The organism is Bacillus sp. B15-48, assembly GCF_016879755.1.
Lineage (GTDB): Bacteria > Bacillota > Bacilli > Bacillales > Cytobacillaceae > Mesobacillus_B.
In genome coordinates this window covers 659,870-677,923 of the sequence record NZ_WOFU01000002.1, presented here as the reverse complement: position 1 = coordinate 677,923, position 18,054 = coordinate 659,870, and the positions used below count along the sequence as shown (strand labels likewise).

Genomic DNA, 18,054 nt, shown 5'->3' with positions numbered 1-18,054 from the left:
CAAATGCCGCATGTGGCAGGAGCGATGGATCAAATGCCGCATGTGGCAGGAGCGATGGATCAAATGCCGCATGTGGCAGGAGCGTGGGACCAAATGCCGCATGTGGCAGGAGCGATGGATCAAATGCCGCATGTGGCAGGAGCGTGGGACCAAATGCCGCATGTGGCAGGAGCGATGGATCAAATGCCGCATGTGGCAGGAGCGATGGATCAAATGCCGCATGTGGCAGGAGCGTGGGACCAAATGCCGCATGTGGCAGGAGCGATGGATCAAATGCCGCATGTGGCAGGAGCGATGGATCAAATGCCGCATGTGGCAGGGGCAATGGATCAAATGCCACATAAGGCTGCACCAACGATGAAAGCACCTAAAGATTGCGGTTGTGGCGGAACTAGTTTTGCCCCTCCAGCCGGATATGGCCCACACGCTGGATTTGGCCCTCCAGCCGGATATGGTCCACACGCTGGATTTGGCCCTCCAGCTGGATATGGCCCACACGCTGGATTTGGCCCTCCAGCCGGATATGGTCCACACGCTGGATTTGGCCCTCCAGCCGGATATGGTCCACACGCTGGATTTGGCCCTCCAGTCGGATATGGTCCACAAGCAGGATTTGGGCCGCCAGCGGGATATGGCCCACATGCTGGGTTTGGCCCACACGCCGGATATGGTCCACATGCTGGGTTTGGTCCACATGCCGGGTTCGGCCCACATGCCGGGTTTGGCCCAATGCAACGGAACGAAGATGATGATGAAAGCAATGAAAATTAATTTATACTCACGAAGGGACGATTTTATCGATCGTCTCTTCTCCTTTTTATCGTGTAAGCTGCCAGTTTCAATTAAACAAATCACCAAAATTAGAGAGCATGTTTTTTTCATTGCTACCGATGTTTTTCCGTTCATTTTAAAAGGCTATCATGATTTACGGAAACTTATATTACATCAGAACTTAACAGCTGCTTTAAAAAAGCAGGGATTTGTTGAAACATATACCTTTTATCATTTTACAAATCAACCTTTACTCTTTGAAAACGTTTATTATGGATGTATTGAGTACTTAGATGTGAAAAAACCGCCATTTACCTTCCGCTCATACGATGAACGAATGGAAGGCATTCAATTACTCTCTAAATTTCACTCCTTTTCCGCAAACTTAGTAGAAGATTTTTCTCCGTTTTTACAAAAACAAGATTTGTTAACTAAATGGCAAGTACGTTATCATCGATTTAAAACCAATCAACCAATCGTAAATAAATTTGTTGAACCAACAATTACGGCAGAACTGCTAGAATGGGGGGAGCGCTCTTTAGCTGGGATGAAGCAATATCATTCGAGTTTTGAATTAAATAAATTAGTAATCCTTCATGGAGATGTGGCCCATCATAATTTTATAAAAGATAACACAGAAAAATTGTATTTGATTGATTTTGACCTTGTATCAATAGGACCGAAAGAATTTGATTTACTTCAGTATGCGAATCGCATTCTGCCGTTCATGGATTGGTCGCTTGAAGAGTTTATGGACATAAACGCTCTCTCTTCTTTTATTCATCAAAAAGGTGGTTTCTTATACGGCTTAATGTATCCAGCAGATTTTTACAGGGAATGGAATCGTTTAATTAGCCAAAATTTATTTCATGATTCTAATCTGCTAGCCTCGTTGTATGAAATAACCGTGAACCAATTTCCAAAAAGAAAAAGATTCCTTGAAAATATAAGAACAGTCGCTGAAAAATAAAAGAAACTATTTTTATGATTGCAAGGTTTAACATAAATAAGAAATTTTTTGTCCATACTATAAATGAATAATAAAAAGTGAGGTGACCGGCAATGGGATTTCAGTCTGTTGTCAAGACGCTTTGTGTATTCATAACAATAATAGGCCTATTCAGTGGGACCGTTGGAGCAGTACAATCAAAGGCATTCGTTAAAAATGACACAGCCCCATTGGAGTTGACGGTCATTTTTGAGCGAGTCTATTTAGATGGTGAAATAAGCGAAGAGAAGGTCAATGAAACGGTACAGTCAATGGAAGATTTATGGATTCGATATGAAGATTGGCAATTTATAAGAAGAGAAAATGATACCGTCGTACTTAAACAATATGTGGATGACATCTCCCCCTTATTAAAGGCGAATGGTTACTTTGGATTATCTGGAGATGGGGTTTTATCCATCTTCAATGGCAAACCTGATGAATCAAACATTATTCAGTCTTTTTTCCAAATAGATCTCGGTAAATTAGAAAGCAGGACTCGGAATCAACTTAAAAAAGGCATCCCAATTAATTCAAAAGATCAATATGAAAAGGTGATTGAGGCATTTAAACCATATACGAAAGTAGAAAATCAGGGTCGGTAAATTACCGGCCCTATTTATTTTTAAGCGGTATGGAAGGTTCGCCTCAAAAACGTTTCATCGATTAATCGGTCGATATTTTTTGCTGCGTTTAAATCTGATTCCCCTTTTGTTGTCTTAATATTATTTTTATTCGTTCCTAGCAACATAGTGTGATAAAATTTTGTGTACAGCATAAAAGAGGAGCGAGTAGCATTGTATGAGTACATAAAAGGAAGAATGGACTTTGTTGGTCCTGAATACATTGTCGTTGATAATGGTGGTATAGGCTATCAAATTTATACGCCGAACCCATTTTCATTTTCCCACCTGATGGGATCTGATGTGCAGATTTATACTTTTCATTATGTTCGTGAGGACCTTATAGCTTTATATGGATTTCAATCTCGAGAAGAAAAGGCTTTGTTTATGAGGTTGTTAAGTGTCACTGGAATTGGCCCTAAAGGAGCACTAGCTATTTTAGCTTCAGGTGAGCCGCAGCAAGTGGTGAATGCGATTGAAAATGAGGATGAAGCGTTTCTCGTTAAATTTCCAGGAGTAGGAAAGAAAACAGCGAGGCAAATGATCCTTGATTTAAAAGGGAAGCTTCAAGATATTGTCCCAGATTACTTTCCTAATTTATTTACACCGGAAATTGAAGATCAATCCAATGAATTGGATGAAGCAATCCTTGCTTTGAAAGCACTTGGCTATTCGGATAAAGAGATTAAGAAAGTCACTCCAGCGCTCAAAATGGAAAACTTAACAACAGATCAATATATTAAAAAGGCATTGCAAAAATTATTAAGATAGACTAGATTAGATAACTAGATTTGATAAAGGATGATGAACTATGGAAGAACGAATCATCTCCGGAGAGGCAGACAATCAAGAGCTTTCATTTGAACAAAGCTTGCGTCCACAGTCGTTAAAACAGTATATTGGTCAAGAAAAGGTAAAGGAGAATCTTGCGGTATTCATTGAAGCGGCAAGGCAAAGGCAAGAAACACTCGATCATGTGTTGCTTTATGGCCCCCCTGGTCTTGGGAAAACGACGCTTGCAGCGATTATTGCGAATGAAATGGGTGTCAACCTGCGCACAACATCAGGTCCGGCGATTGAACGACCGGGCGATTTGGCGGCGATTCTTACTGCATTGGAACCGGGCGATGTTTTATTTATCGATGAAATTCATCGGCTCCCTCGGTCGATAGAAGAAGTCCTCTATCCCGCTATGGAGGATTTTTGTCTTGATATCGTTATAGGGAAAGGACAGACAGCTCGTTCTGTCCGTCTAGATCTTCCGCCATTTACGCTAGTGGGGGCAACGACAAGGGCAGGTTCTTTATCGGCACCATTAAGAGATCGCTTTGGCGTGCTAAGTAGATTAGAATACTATCATGAGAAGGATCTACGAGAAATTGTCATTAGGACGGCTGAGTTGTTTGATACTGAAATTGATAACAAAGCGGCAAATGAGCTTGGTAGAAGATCACGGGGAACACCAAGAATAGCGAATCGTCTTTTAAGGCGCGTGCGGGATTTTGCACAAGTACGAGGAAATGGCTCGATTGATGAAAGGCTTGCAGTAGAAGCATTACAGTTAATGCAAGTCGATCGTTTAGGGCTTGATCATATCGACCATAAATTACTTAAAGGGATTATTGAAAAATTTCGTGGCGGTCCAGTTGGATTGGATACGATTGCAGCTACAATTGGCGAAGAGTCCCATACAATTGAGGATGTCTATGAACCATACCTTCTTCAAATTGGTTTTCTGCAGCGAACACCGCGTGGGAGAATGGTTACCGATGCAGTTTATCGACATTTTCAAATGGAGGTGCCCAGTGAATGACAGGTCTAGGTAAATTATTGATGGTTGTTGGTGGGGTCATTTTCGTTGCTGGCTTACTCGTACATTTTTTTAATCTCGGCAAACTGCCAGGGGATATTGTTGTTAAAAAGGGGAGTACGACGTTTTATTTTCCGATTGTCACATCAATTGTCGTCAGTATTCTTCTATCATTGATTTTTTATTTTATTGGGCGGTTTCGTTAATACTTAAGAATATAGGTGACGTACAACATGAAAGTAGATTTATTTGATTTTCATTTACCGGAGGAACTTATTGCACAAGTTCCTCTGCTGGAAAGAGCTGAAAGCAGGCTAATGGTGCTTGATAAAAAAACCGGCGATATCGAGCATAATGTTTTTAAAAATATAAAAAACTACCTTCGACCAGGAGACGTACTTGTTCTCAATGATACGCGTGTCCTTCCAGCAAGATTATTTGGCGTGAAGGAAGATACAGGGGCCAAAATTGAGGTGTTATTGCTAAAGCAGGCAGAAGGTGATACTTGGGAAACGCTTGTAAAGCCTGCTAAGCGCGTAAAGCAAGGAACAAAGATTATCTTTGGAAATGGGCTGTTAACAGCTATTTGTACTGGCGAAACGGACCATGGCGGTCGTACTTTACACTTTTCCTATGATGGAATTTTTTACGAAGTACTAGATGAACTTGGAGAAATGCCACTGCCCCCTTATATTAAAGAACAGTTAGATGATCAAGAGCGGTACCAAACAGTTTATGCAAAAGAAAGAGGCTCAGCTGCTGCTCCTACAGCAGGCCTTCATTTTACCGAGGAGCTGATCGAAGACATTCGTAAAAACGATATCCACATTGCTTTTATCACCCTCCATGTTGGGCTAGGAACCTTTCGACCAGTTAGTGCAGATTCGATAATGGAGCATGAGATGCATGCTGAGTTTTATGTCGTCTCTGACGGGACAGCACGGCTGTTAAATGAGGTCCGTGAACAAGGGGGACGCATCATTACGGTTGGAACGACCTCAACTCGAACATTAGAAACGATTGCAACAGCAAATAATGGGGAATTTAAAGCAGCAACTGGTTGGACAAATATTTTTATTTACCCTGGGTATGAGTTTAAAGCGATTGACGGAATGATTACGAACTTTCATTTACCGAAGTCGACTTTGATCATGCTCGTTAGTGCGCTTGCGGGCCGTGAAAATGTACTGAATGCCTATAACAAAGCTGTTGAGAATAAATATCGTTTTTTCAGCTTTGGCGACGCAATGTTCATTATATAAATGGAGTTTGAACGTTTGATGCAGTTAAATCATGGAAGGAGAACAAACATTGTCTGCAATCCGTTATGAATTAATTAAGACATGTAAACAAACAGGGGCAAGGCTTGGGCGTGTTCATACACCGCATGGTTCTTTTGATACACCAGTCTTTATGCCCGTAGGTACGTTGGCTACGGTTAAAACAATGTCACCTGAAGAACTAAAAGAGATGGGGGCGGGGATTATTCTCAGCAACACGTACCATCTTTGGCTTCGTCCGGGGCATGAGATTGTTAAGGAAGCAGGCGGTCTTCATAAATTTATGAATTGGGATCGTGCGATTTTAACTGATTCAGGAGGCTTTCAAGTCTTTAGTTTAAGTGAATTCCGGAAGATTGAGGAGGAAGGCGTTCATTTTCGAAACCATTTAAATGGAGATAAGTTATTTCTTTCACCTGAAAAAGCGATGGAGATTCAAAACGATTTAGGGTCTGATATTATGATGGCGTTTGATGAATGTCCGCCATTTCCAGCCTCTTTTGAGTATATGAAATCATCGGTCGAACGTACTTCAAGATGGGCTGAGCGATGTTTAGAAGGACATAAGCGTTCGGATGAGCAAGGCTTGTTTGGAATTGTTCAAGGCGGGGAATATGAAGAATTAAGAAAGTTGAGTGCGAATGATCTTGTATCGCTTGATTTCCCTGGCTATGCAATCGGTGGACTTTCTGTTGGGGAGCCAAAGGATATTATGAATCGTGTTCTTGAATTTACAACTCCATTATTGCCGTCAAATAAACCGCGCTATTTAATGGGGGTAGGTTCGCCTGATTCCCTAGTTGACGGGGCCATTCGCGGGATTGATATGTTTGACTGCGTACTGCCAACAAGGATCGCTCGAAATGGAACATTAATGACAAGTCATGGACGTCTAGTCGTTAAAAATGCCCAATATGCAAGAGATTATCGACCGATTGACGAACATTGTGACTGTTACACATGTCGAAACTATTCACGAGCCTATATTCGCCACTTAATTAAATGTGATGAAACATTCGGAATTCGTCTTACGACTTATCATAACCTCTATTTTCTGTTAAAATTAATGGAGCAAGTCAGACAAGCAATCATGGAAGACCGTTTGGGAGATTTCAGAGATGAATTTTTTGAGCGTTACGGCTTTAATAAGCCGAATGCCAAGAATTTTTAATAGGCTGACTTGACATGGTGAAAGGAGGGGAAAAGATGGAAGGATTATTAGGTACAGTGTTTCCACTGATCTTGATGTTTGTTTTGTTTTATTTTTTACTAATCCGTCCTCAGCAAAAGAGGCAAAAAGCAGTTCAGCAAATGCAAAGAGAATTGCAAAAAGGAGACCGTGTTGTAACAATTGGTGGTCTTCACGGGTTTGTAGACGCATTAGATGAAGGGACAATCGTGATCAAGTGCGGCGATGGAACACGTCTTACATATGATCGTAATTCTGTGCGCGAAGTCATCCAGGATTAATCATCAAAAAGCAGGTGCCAAGGAGCACCTGCTTTTATTTTTAGTTGAGAAAATTCATAAAGACCCGGTTTTATGATCGCGACTGCGAGGATGTTGATAAATTTACCCCTAAAATTCCCCCCATCATGGCAGTAAGCATATAACATGTATGATAAATGAGCTGTTCAGTATCAAAAAGACTATTATGTCCTAAGTATTGAAATAAGAAAATAATCATCGAGTAGATGAGTCCTGTCAGCGCTCCGATGAGCCAGCCTTTTTGTTTGCCACTCCGTCCTGTAATAAACCCCCCAAGGAATAACGAAATAAATGATGCGGTCGTTACGATGTACTGTAACGATGATTCTTGCACTGAAGTAAACCTGAACAACAGCGAGAAAATAAAACTGCTAATAATGGCTAGGACAAATATGGCGATGACACCGTAAAGAACGGCCATTCCAAGGTTTTTTGATTCCAATGCGGTTCTCCCCTTTCAATACGCTTCTATTTCTTACCGGTAACAATTGGCTTAGTACAAGCATATTCCAGAGAAATAAAAATAGAATAAAAATTTCCGTTTTTTACTAATAAGCTCTGTTCTAAAAAGGTCATAATTTTGCAAGCAATGCAAATCCTATTTCTTAATGCCATGTTTCGAAGGGAGAGACGGATATGGAAGAGTATGCTTCGATCATTATTCGAACATTGGTTCTTTATTTGGTTATCTTAACGATCTTCCGGATAATGGGTAAAAGGGAAATTGCTGAGTTAAGTTTGTTAGACCTAGTTGTGTTTTTAATGATTGCCGAAATGGCAGCAATTGCAATTGAAAAAACAGATCAAACTTTGTTTAAGTCCATCCTGCCGATGATTTTACTTGTGGCGGTTCAATATCTTCTCGCGTTTTTATCAATGAAAAGCAGGCGCTTTCGGTTGGTAGTGGATGGAAAGCCAAGTATTATAATTAATAAAGGGAAAATTAATGAACATGAAATGAGAAAGCAAAGATATAATTTTGATGATTTGCTTCTTCAATTAAGACAAGACGGGGTTGGCGATATTGCTGACGTCGAATATGCGATTTTGGAGACATCTGGCCAACTCTCCATTTTTAAGAAAAGTGAGCAGGCGGTCGTAAGCGTTACCCTTATTCTTGATGGATCAATCGAGTATCAGAATTTAGAAGTAGTCGGTAAAAGTGAAAAATGGTTACGAGATAAACTAGCTGAACAAGGGTATAATAATTTATCAGCCATTTCCTATTGTAGTTTTAACCGTAATAATCATAAGTTTTATATTGATCTTAAGGATGAAAAATAGCGCACTAGCAAAAATTAGTGCGTTATTTTTCATTCGCGCTTGAGCCCTAGTTTATTGTTTAGGTATTAATTTCGATAGTTGTTTTCCAATGAATGGGATGCGGATGACTTCCTCGCGTTTGATCAATCCGGTAACAAGAACGGCGAAGCTGTAAATAAATGATACACTAGCAGCTGACAGCACTACTCTTATAGCTAAGGAGAGTTCTTGTCCGAGAATATCCCAAATTTCAAACCCGAGCCAAATTGACACGGCAATAATGATAAATGTCTTCGTATATTCACGTATATGAAAGGTGAAAGACACGGCTTTAATAACTGTCGCAAAATGGAGGGAGGTTGTTAAGACGAATCCCATCATTAAGCCTAAAGCAGCTCCAGTTATTCCAAAAGCTGGCTGACTGGCAAGTAAAAAAATAACGACGAGTTTAGCAATATTTCCAACTAAACTGTTAATCATTGCTGCTCTAGCCAGGTCCAGTGCTTGGAGTGTCGCTTGAAGCGGAGCTTGGAAATAATAAAATAAAAAGAATGGAGCCATCAACAGTACGAATTCTGTCCCGCTCTTCGTTCCAAACATCAAAAGCATTAAAGGTTCAGCCAATACATAAAGGATGATTATTGATAATCCTCCTGTTATAAATGAAAACCTTAATGATTGCTGCAGGCGATGTTCAATCATTTTATAATTCTTCTTTGAATGCGCCTCACTGATTGCGGGAACCAGAGAGGTAGATAACGAGTTCATAACAAAAGAAGGGAGCATTAGGAGCGGAAGGGCGAATCCTGTTAATGTTCCATATTGTTTCGTCGCAACAGAGGCAGCGACACCAGCAATCGCTAGACTATGGGCAACGACGATTGGTTCAAAAAACCATGAGATCGAACCAATCATTCGACTGCCAGTGGTCGGTAAAGCAATGCTCATTAATTCCTTGAAGGTAGATTTGCCTGAATGAACAAACTGAAAAAAGTTTCGCCGTAAGCGAAATTTTTTCTTGATTTTAAATGTCGTTAATAAATACAAGAGCGAAGCTAATTCTCCGATAACTGCCGAAACCATTGCAGCTGCAGCAGCGTATTCAATTCCATACGGCAAAAAAGTTTTTGTAAGAACAGCGATTAACGTAATTCTAACAATCTGTTCAACCACTTGAGAGATAGCCCCAGGTTTCATGTTTTGTCTTCCTTGGAAGTAGCCTCTAAGAACGGCTGACACCGCGACAATTGGAATAATTGGCGTTATCGCCAGTAAAGGGAGCAATGTCCTCTCATCTGTAAAAAGAATTTGTGATAGTTTCGGTGCTAAGAAAAACAATGCAGGAGTAAAAATAGCAGACAAAGAAACTGTTGTCGCCAACGAAACGACGAGAATCTTCTTGATCTTTGGAAAGTCTCCCTTCGCTTCAGCCTCAGCAACGCGCTTGGAAATGGCAACAGGTAGCCCTAGTTGTGTGATTGTTACGACGAGGATAAAAGTGGGAAAGGCCATCATATAAAGACCAACCCCTTCCTCCCCAATAAATCTGGCAAGGACAATTCGGTTAATAAAACCAAGGATTCTTGTCACAAATCCTGCTATAAGTAAAATGACCGTTCCTTTTAAAAACTTTGACATCCTGTTCCCGCCTTCTCAAAAATACTAAATTCAGATACAATAATTTATATGCAGACGAGTGGACAAAGCATGACAAGTTATATGATTTTTCAAATTTTAATGAAAAAGCCAGGGAGGCGGAGTACGTGCATAAGTATGAGCAATTCAGAAATGACGTTAGACCCGCAATGAGAAGTAAACTTGAAGAATTTAAGATACTCGGTTATGGAGAGGCAAAGGAACAAGAATTATGGACTTTTTTACTTAATAAAAAGTGGAAAAAACCGAAAGATGATGTCCGACTATATGAAATTGTCGCCGATATTTTGTCTGTTCAGCCAGGAGAGTACATGAATTTTATGACAGTTGAGGCTTTTAAGCTCGGTAGCTTTGTTCTTGATGATGAAGACGAACGGAGGGAATTGTTGAAATAATGACAGAAACAACGGTATTATGTGTAATGGAAAATTAAACAAATCCATAACGAAAATGCTATGTTAAAATAGTATGACAGCATTTTTTTGCTTACATGATTAAGGAGGATTTATACATAATGGTAAAACGCAGTCGAATCATCGCGTTCTTTCTAATTGTTTTATTAATTGGGAGTGTGATGGGGGGAACCACCCAGAATATATTAGGAAATATTAAATTAGGTCTTGACCTTCAGGGTGGTTTTGAGGTTCTTTATGAAGTGAAACCAGCGAAAGATGGACAAGTCATAGATAGGGAGACATTAATTAGTACGGTAGAAGCCCTTGACCGTCGTGTCAATGTTTTAGGTGTAAGTGAGCCGGTCATTCAAATAGAGGGAGAAAATCGTATTCGTGTCCAACTTGCTGGAGTGACCGACCAAGCAAAGGCGCGAGATATTCTTTCGACAGAAGCGAACCTGACATTTCGCGATGCCAATGACAATATTAAGCTCGATGGTACCGATTTAAAGGAAGGCGGTGCCTCACAAAGTTTTGACCAAAACAATATGCCAAGCGTATCCCTAACGTTAAAAAGTGGAGAACAGTTCGGTAAGGTGACGCAGGAAATTATTGCGATGGCCCCTGATAATCAACTCGTTATTTGGCTAGATTTTGAAGAAGGCGCCGATGCTTATAAGGAAGAGAGAATGAAACCAGAGCCAAAATATATTTCGGCTCCAAATGTTACGCAGGTTTTGCCACAGGAAACCGTACAAATTACCGGAAACTTCACGATTGAAGAAGCAAACCAATTGGCGAATCTTTTGAATGCGGGTGCCCTTCCGGTTCAGCTCGAAGAAGAATACTCTACTTCAGTTGGTGCTAAATTTGGTGAACAAGCATTGGATAAAACAATTATGGCTGGTATCATCGGCATTATTGCTATTTTTATCTTCATGCTTGCATACTACCGTTTCCCAGGTTTGATTGCGGTGACGACGCTCTCTATTTATATCTATTTAATTCTTTTAGTATTCGACTGGATGAATGCGGTATTAACTCTCCCTGGAATTGCAGCATTAATCTTAGGGGTCGGGATGGCTGTTGATGCCAATATTATTACGTACGAAAGAATCAAGGAAGAAATTAAGGTTGGTCGGAAAATGAAGGCTGCGTTTGAAGCAGGAAGTAAAAACTCGTTGTCTACGATTCTTGATGCCAATTTTACGACATTGATTGCCGCGGTTGTTCTATTTATTTACGGGACTAGCTCAGTTAAAGGCTTTGCGACGATGCTTATTTTAAGTATTGTGATGGGCTTTATTACCGCAGTATTTGGTTCAAGGCTATTCTTAAGTCTTTGGGTGAACAGCGGCTTCCTTAATCATAAGCCAAGCTGGTTCGGTGTGAAAAAGAGCGAAATTCACAATCTTGCTGAAAATATAGATAATCTTGATTTAAAAACAAAATTTGATCGCGTTGATTTCATCGCTCATCGAAAAAAATTCTTCTTAGCATCAAGTATATTGCTCACGATTGGTTTAGCTGTTCTCATCATCTTCCGTTTAAATTTAGGCATTGATTTTTCTAGCGGGACGAGAATCGAAGTTTTATCAGACGAAACAATTACTACCCAAGACTTTAAAGCGGATTTAAGCAATGCTGGAATTGAAACAGATGATATTGTCATTTCTGGAAATAACAATGAGATTGGTGTTGCACGTTATAAAGGAGTTCTTACGCAAGGAGAAATTAATGATATTAAGGCTGAATTACATGATCAATATGGCTCTGAACCAAATGTGAGTACTGTTTCGCCAACGATTGGGAAAGAGCTAGCGAAAAACGCTTTTGTTGCGCTTATTTTAGCTAGCATCGGGATTGTGCTTTATGTAACGATCCGTTTCGAAATGCGGATGGCCGTTCCTGCGATTATTGCTTTACTGCACGATGCTTTTTTAATCATTGCAGTGTTTAGTTTATTAAGGTTAGAAGTCGATCTAACGTTCATTGCAGCGGTTTTAACAATTGTTGGTTACTCCATCAATGATACGATTGTAACATTCGACCGAATTCGAGAAAATTTACAGAAGAAGAAAAAGTTGAAAACAGCAGAAGATATTGCTGATGTCGTCAATAAAAGTTTGCGACAGACGATGGTTCGTTCGATGAATACGGTGTTAACTGTTGTTGTTGCAGTTATTGCCCTGTTACTATTTGGAAGCGAATCAATTTGGAATTTCTCATTGGCGCTTCTTATTGGATTAATCTCAGGAACGTATTCCTCTCTTTTCATTGCTGCACAAATATGGTATGTATTGAAAACAAAAGAATTGAAGAAAAAGGGAGTTATCCACACATATAAGGAAAAACGCAATTACTCTGATGAACCACAAGTTTAGAAAAAATCCACAGTCGAAGCTGACTGTGGATTTCCTTTTTCTTGTTTATGTGGAGTATCCCATCCATTGAAAGCCGAAAGCAGCTTCTGTATAATTAAAAAGCTAAGGGGTGATCGTATGTTAAAATCTAGGACAAGATGGGTTGTAAAAGAAGTCGATCAAGAAAAGGCGGAGCAACTCGCAAAAGCACTTAATATCGCTCCTATGACCGCAAATTTGCTTGTTAATCGTGGATATGATACGGAAGAAGCAGCGCGATGCTTTTTGTATGAAAAACAAGAACCGTTTCATGACCCTTTTTTATTAAACGATATGGAAAAGCTCGTTCAAAGAGTGAAACAAGCAGTTGAAAATGAAGAACAGATTCTGATCTTTGGAGATTACGATGCCGACGGTGTTACTTCAACAACAGTTATGATGAAGGTACTTTCAGATTTAGGTGCGAAGGTAGATTATTACATTCCAAATCGCTTTACAGAAGGTTACGGACCAAATGAGCCGGCATTTAGGCAAGCGGCAGAAGACGGGGTTCGGTTAATTATTACCGTTGACACAGGCATTGCAGCGATTCACGAAGCAAACATTGCGAAAGAGTTAGGGATTGATTTAATTATTACAGATCATCATGAACCAGGTCCTATACTACCTGACGCACTAGCAATCGTCCATCCAAAACTTGCAGATAGTGAATATCCATTTAAAGAATTAGCGGGCGTTGGAGTCGCTTTCAAAGTGGCACATGCCCTGTACGGATTTTTACCAGAAAAGCTATTGGAAATTGCTGCTATTGGAACGATTGCCGATCTTGTCTCTTTAACAGGAGAAAATCGACAAATTGCCAAAAAAGGCATAGAACAAATGAGAAAAACGAAAAACCTAGGACTAAAGGCATTGCTTTCTATAGCCAAAACGGATCCTGCTGAGGCGACAGAAGAGACAATAGGTTTTATCATTGGCCCACGAATTAATGCGGCAGGACGATTGGAAAGTGCCGAACCTGCGGTGGAGCTTTTGCTAACAAATGACCGTGAAGAAGCATTAATATTAGCCGAAGAGATCGATTCACTTAATAAAGAACGACAACAGCTCGTCGCAAAAATGGCCGATGAAGCGATTCGTGAAGTAGAAATAAACTATCCAAGTAAAGATCATCATGTACTTGTGATTGGGAGAGAAGGATGGAACCCAGGTGTAATTGGGATTGTCGCTTCTCGCCTAGTTGAGAAGTTTTATCGACCGACGATTGTCTTGAGCTATGATCAAGAAAAAGGACTTGCAAAAGGGTCAGCCAGAAGCATTCATGGTTTTGATTTGTTTAAAAATTTATCGACATGTAGAGATATCCTCCCTCATTTTGGCGGACATCCGATGGCTGCTGGAATGACATTAAATCTTGATGATGTGGACTTGCTACGAGAAAGATTAAATGCGCTTGCCAGTGAACAGCTGACGGAAGTGGATTTAGTTCCAATTACAGAAATCGATGCAGAGGTAGATTTAGAATCTATTGATCTTGATTCTATTATGGAAATGGGTCAACTTGCTCCTTACGGGGTCGATAATCCGAAACCGAAAGTAATCATTAGAAATGCACAGATTGCTGGAATGCGGACGATTGGTGCTAACCATAACCATTTAAAGATTACTTTAGCAAATGAAGGAGCCACTCTTGATGGCGTCGGATTTGGTTTAGGGCATCTTCATGAAGACATTTCGCCGATCTCAAATGTATCAGTCATTGGTGAATTAGCAATCAATGAATGGAATAACCGAAGAAAGCCACAAATTTTCCTTCACGATCTTACTGTTGCTTCATGGCAATTATTTGATATCCGGGGATTGCGAAGGCATGAAAAGCTTCCTGAAATGGTGCCAAAAGAGGAAACAATCTGGGTCGCTTTTGATGACGATGGAACAGAGAAATTTCGTGCCTTTTGTGGAGAAGAGTTAGTGAAAATTACGAGTAAAGCAGAGGCAAAGCAACTACACCTCGACTCGAAAAATATTGTTTTACTAGACTTGCCTCCTTCGTTAGTAATGTTGGAGGAACTATTTGAAAATAAGTATCCGGCGAGAATATATGCTCACTTCTATAAAGAGAATAGTGAATTTTTCAGTACGATGCCAACGAGAGAACATTTTAAGTGGTTTTATGCGTTTTTAGCGAAAAAGGGTGGATTTGACCTAAGGCGTTTTGGTGAAGATTTAGCAAAATACCGAGGCTGGACAAAAGAAACAGTTGATTTTATGTCACAGGTGTTTTTTGACTTAGAGTTTGTTAAAATAAACAATGGATTTATTTCATTAGAAAAGAATGTACCGAAAAGGGATTTATCTGAATCAGCAACATACAAGAAAAAACAAGCGATAGTTACTCTTGAAAATGATTTGCTCTACTCATCATTTGAGCAGTTAAAGAGTTGGTTCGACCAAGTCATTCAAGGGTCGGTGCAAAATGAGGAGGCAGTAACAGAATGGATTTAAAGCAATATGTATCCATCGTTCCCGATTGGCCAAAACCGGGAATTAAATTTAAGGACATTACTCCATTAATGGCGGATGGAGAAGCGTATAAATTTGCGACGGATCAAATTGTCGCTTATGCTCGTGACAAAGAAGTTGATCTAATCGTTGGTCCTGAAGCTCGTGGGTTTATCGCAGGATGTCCGGTTGCCTATTCTTTAGGAATAGGTTTTGCTCCTGTTCGGAAGGCAGGAAAGCTTCCTAGAGAGACAATTAAGGTTGATTACGGTCTTGAGTATGGAAAAGATGTCCTCACCATTCATAAGGATGCGATTAAACCCGGTCAAAAAGTTTTAATTATTGATGACTTGCTCGCAACGGGAGGAACGATTGAGGCAACAATTAAACTAGTCGAGGAACTTGGAGGAGTTGTCGCTGGGTTAGCTTTCTTTATCGAATTATCTTATCTTGATGGACGAAGCAAATTAAAGAATTATGATATTTTAACATTAATGAAATATTAAACTGTGGGCACTTCTATGGAGTGCCTTTTCCTATATTTAGTTTTTTTTCGACACATTTTTTATTTTCTAAACAAATTTAATTCTTTTTCTTTACAGAATGGACTTTTTCTTTGATAATAAGCAAAATAGGATGTTTATTTTAAAATGGTTGCTGGAGATTGTTTGAATCCAGATTATAATGATAAAAGGTGATCTCATGGCGAAAGATGAAGTATTAACCGCCGAGCAAGTCATCCAAATGACAAGTGAGTACTTAAATGATGAGAATGTAGAATTAGTACGTAAGGCCTATATTTTTGCGGAAAATGCCCATCACGACCAGTATCGGAAATCGGGTGAGCCTTATATCATCCACCCGATTCAGGTTGCTGGTATCCTGGCCGATCTTGAAATGGACCCGGCAACCGTAGCAGCTGGATTTCTCCATGATGTTGTCGAGGATACAGTAGTTACCCTTGAAAATATTGAAGAGGAATTCAATAGTGAAGTGGCGATGCTTGTTGATGGAGTGACGAAGCTCGGAAAAATTAAATATAAATCTCAGGAAGAGCAACAGGCTGAAAATCATCGAAAAATGTTTGTTGCGATGGCACAAGATATCCGTGTAATTTTGATAAAGCTTGCGGATCGCCTTCATAATATGAGGACGCTGAAGCATCTTCCGCATGAAAAACAACGGCGAATTTCAAATGAAACACTTGAAATCTTTGCGCCGCTTGCCCATAGACTTGGGATTTCAAAAATCAAATGGGAGTTAGAGGATACGGCTTTAAGGTACCTCAATCCACAACAGTATTATCGGATAGTCAACTTAATGAAAAAGAAGCGTGCGGAAAGAGAGCAGTATTTAGATGAGGTTATGCTCGAAGTTCGTGACCAGTTAAAAGAAGTGAAAATTAACGCGGAACTTTCCGGAAGACCTAAACATATTTACAGCATTTATCGGAAAATGGCATTGCAAAATAAGCAGTTTAATGAGATATACGACTTATTGGCTGTTCGTATTATTGTCAAAAGTATAAAAGATTGCTATGCCGTTCTCGGAATCATTCATACTTGCTGGAAACCGATGCCAGGACGTTTTAAAGACTATATTGCGATGCCTAAACCAAATATGTATCAATCATTGCACACAACAGTCATCGGCCCGAAAGGGGAACCATTAGAGGTTCAGATTCGAACAGATGAAATGCATCGAATCGCTGAATTTGGGGTTGCGGCTCATTGGGCATATAAAGAGGGAAAACCAGTTGAAGAAGCCGTAACCTTAGATAAAAAATTGACATGGTTTAGAGAGATTCTTGAGTTTCAAAACGAAACGGCGGATGCCGAGGAATTTATGGAATCGCTGAAAATTGATTTATTTTCTGACATGGTGTTCATTTTTACACCGAAAGGCGATGTGATTGAGTTGCCGTCGGGCTCTGTACCAATTGACTTTGCCTATCGCATCCATTCAGAGATTGGCAATAAAACAATTGGTGCAAAGGTAAATGGCAAAATGGTTACCTTGGATTATAAATTGAGAACGGGTGATATCATTGAAATTTTGACATCTAAGCATTCCTATGGTCCAAGTCAAGACTGGCTAAAACTTGCTCAAACTTCCCAAGCGAAAAATAAAATCCGTGCGTTCTTTAAAAAGCAACGGAAAGATGAAAACGTTGATAAAGGAAAAGAGCTTGTTGAAAAAGAAATCCGTACCATGGATTTTGACTTGAAAGAAATATTAACTCCTGAGAATATTAAGCGCGTAGCAGAAAAGTTTAATTTTTCCAGTGAGGAAGATATGTACGCTGCAGTTGGCTATAATGGGGTTACCGCTCTGCAAGTCGCAAACCGGTTAACGGAAAAATTGCGGAAAAAGCGTGACAGGGAACAGGAGAAGAGTATTGTAAACGCGGTATCTGAATTAAAGGCACTGCCACCAACGAAAAAACGCGAATCAGGTGTGCGTGTTTCGGGTATTGACAATTTATTAATTCGACTTTCTCGTTGCTGTAATCCAATTCCAGGAGATGAAATTGTTGGATTTATTACAAAAGGGCGAGGGGTCTCTGTACATCGCGCTGATTGTACAAATATTCATACTGATGACGCACAGGCACGGCTTATCCCTGTAGAGTGGGAAACGGCGCTCAATGATCGAAAAGAGTATAAAGTCGATATTGAGATTAGTGGATATGATCGAAGGGGTCTTCTAAATGAAGTTCTTCAATCGGTAAGTGAAACGAAAACAAATATTACGGCTGTATCTGGAAAATCTGATCGGAATAAAGTCGCAACCATTAGTATGTCTATTGCAATTACAAATGTTAGCCATTTGCAAAAAGTCGTCGATCGGATTAAACAAATTCCGGATATTTATGCCGTACGAAGGGTATTAAATTAGTCTTCCTACTTCAATAG

16 protein-coding genes and 1 pseudogene are annotated in these 18,054 nt (G+C 40.0%); 15 read left to right on the top strand and 2 right to left on the bottom strand.

What is annotated here, in order from left to right; all coding sequences use genetic code 11:
• The 9 genes and pseudogenes from GNT69_RS08955 to yajC all read left to right on the top strand — a co-directional run.
• Positions 1-771, top strand: a pseudogene (locus GNT69_RS08955) (hypothetical protein); the annotation flags it as partial.
• Positions 761-1,741: a phosphotransferase gene (locus GNT69_RS08950; protein WP_203554601.1), complete on the top strand. Its 981-nt coding sequence runs from the start codon at positions 761-763 to the stop codon at positions 1,739-1,741. The pseudogene GNT69_RS08955 and the gene GNT69_RS08950, both read left to right, overlap by 11 nt.
• Positions 1,742-1,833: 92 nt before the next feature.
• The gene (locus GNT69_RS08945) at positions 1,834-2,364 is read left to right on the top strand and encodes a BofC C-terminal domain-containing protein (RefSeq protein ID WP_203554600.1); all 531 of its coding nucleotides are present in this window, start codon (positions 1,834-1,836) and stop codon (positions 2,362-2,364) included.
• A gap of 192 nt (positions 2,365-2,556) precedes the next feature.
• Positions 2,557-3,153 carry a Holliday junction branch migration protein RuvA gene (gene ruvA / locus GNT69_RS08940; protein ID WP_203554599.1) on the top strand — a complete coding sequence of 199 codons (597 nt, stop codon included), beginning with the start codon at positions 2,557-2,559 and terminating at the stop codon, positions 3,151-3,153.
• A 40-nt stretch (positions 3,154-3,193) separates the two neighbouring features.
• A complete protein-coding gene (gene ruvB, locus GNT69_RS08935) occupies positions 3,194-4,195 on the top strand; it encodes a Holliday junction branch migration DNA helicase RuvB (RefSeq protein WP_203554598.1) in 1,002 nt (333 codons plus the stop codon).
• Complete coding sequence (locus tag GNT69_RS08930; protein ID WP_203554597.1) at positions 4,192-4,398, top strand: DUF2905 domain-containing protein; 207 nt, start codon at positions 4,192-4,194, stop codon at positions 4,396-4,398. Before ruvB ends, GNT69_RS08930 begins: the two co-directional genes overlap by 4 nt.
• Before the next feature lie 27 nt (positions 4,399-4,425).
• A complete protein-coding gene (gene queA, locus GNT69_RS08925) occupies positions 4,426-5,454 on the top strand; it encodes a tRNA preQ1(34) S-adenosylmethionine ribosyltransferase-isomerase QueA (RefSeq protein WP_203554596.1) in 1,029 nt (342 codons plus the stop codon).
• Positions 5,455-5,503: 49 nt separating this feature from the next.
• Complete coding sequence (gene tgt, locus GNT69_RS08920; RefSeq protein ID WP_481747609.1) at positions 5,504-6,643, top strand: tRNA guanosine(34) transglycosylase Tgt; 1,140 nt, start codon at positions 5,504-5,506, stop codon at positions 6,641-6,643.
• Between the two features lie 35 nt (positions 6,644-6,678).
• Entirely contained in the window at positions 6,679-6,942 is a 264-nt protein-coding gene (gene yajC, locus GNT69_RS08915; protein ID WP_203554594.1) for a preprotein translocase subunit YajC, read from the top strand.
• A gap of 70 nt (positions 6,943-7,012) precedes the next feature.
• Here yajC and GNT69_RS08910 read toward each other — a convergent pair whose 3' ends face one another.
• Positions 7,013-7,402, bottom strand: a complete 390-nt coding sequence (locus tag GNT69_RS08910; protein ID WP_239094107.1) for a TIGR04086 family membrane protein — start codon at positions 7,400-7,402, stop codon at positions 7,013-7,015.
• A 194-nt stretch (positions 7,403-7,596) separates the two neighbouring features.
• On the opposite strand from GNT69_RS08910, the gene GNT69_RS08905 reads away from it, so the two are divergent.
• A complete protein-coding gene (locus tag GNT69_RS08905; protein ID WP_203554593.1) occupies positions 7,597-8,244 on the top strand; it encodes a DUF421 domain-containing protein in 648 nt (215 codons plus the stop codon).
• A gap of 51 nt (positions 8,245-8,295) precedes the next feature.
• Here GNT69_RS08905 and spoVB read toward each other — a convergent pair whose 3' ends face one another.
• Complete coding sequence (gene spoVB / locus GNT69_RS08900) at positions 8,296-9,861, bottom strand: stage V sporulation protein B (protein ID WP_203554592.1); 1,566 nt, start codon at positions 9,859-9,861, stop codon at positions 8,296-8,298.
• Between the two features lie 125 nt (positions 9,862-9,986).
• On the opposite strand from spoVB, the gene GNT69_RS08895 reads away from it, so the two are divergent.
• The 5 genes from GNT69_RS08895 (at position 9,987) to GNT69_RS08875 (ending at position 18,037) form a co-directional block, all read left to right on the top strand.
• The gene (locus GNT69_RS08895) at positions 9,987-10,274 is read left to right on the top strand and encodes a post-transcriptional regulator (RefSeq protein WP_343206472.1); all 288 of its coding nucleotides are present in this window, start codon (positions 9,987-9,989) and stop codon (positions 10,272-10,274) included.
• Between the two features lie 119 nt (positions 10,275-10,393).
• The gene (gene secDF / locus GNT69_RS08890; protein WP_203554591.1) at positions 10,394-12,658 is read left to right on the top strand and encodes a protein translocase subunit SecDF; all 2,265 of its coding nucleotides are present in this window, start codon (positions 10,394-10,396) and stop codon (positions 12,656-12,658) included.
• A 117-nt stretch (positions 12,659-12,775) separates the two neighbouring features.
• Positions 12,776-15,142: a single-stranded-DNA-specific exonuclease RecJ gene (gene recJ / locus GNT69_RS08885; protein ID WP_203554590.1), complete on the top strand. Its 2,367-nt coding sequence runs from the start codon at positions 12,776-12,778 to the stop codon at positions 15,140-15,142.
• On the top strand, positions 15,133-15,645 hold the full coding sequence (locus GNT69_RS08880) for an adenine phosphoribosyltransferase (protein WP_203554589.1): 513 nt from the start codon (positions 15,133-15,135) through the stop codon (positions 15,643-15,645). The genes recJ and GNT69_RS08880 overlap by 10 nt, the downstream gene beginning before the upstream one ends.
• A 196-nt stretch (positions 15,646-15,841) precedes the next feature.
• Entirely contained in the window at positions 15,842-18,037 is a 2,196-nt protein-coding gene (locus GNT69_RS08875) for a RelA/SpoT family protein (RefSeq protein ID WP_203554588.1), read from the top strand.
• Positions 18,038-18,054 lie beyond the last annotated feature (17 nt).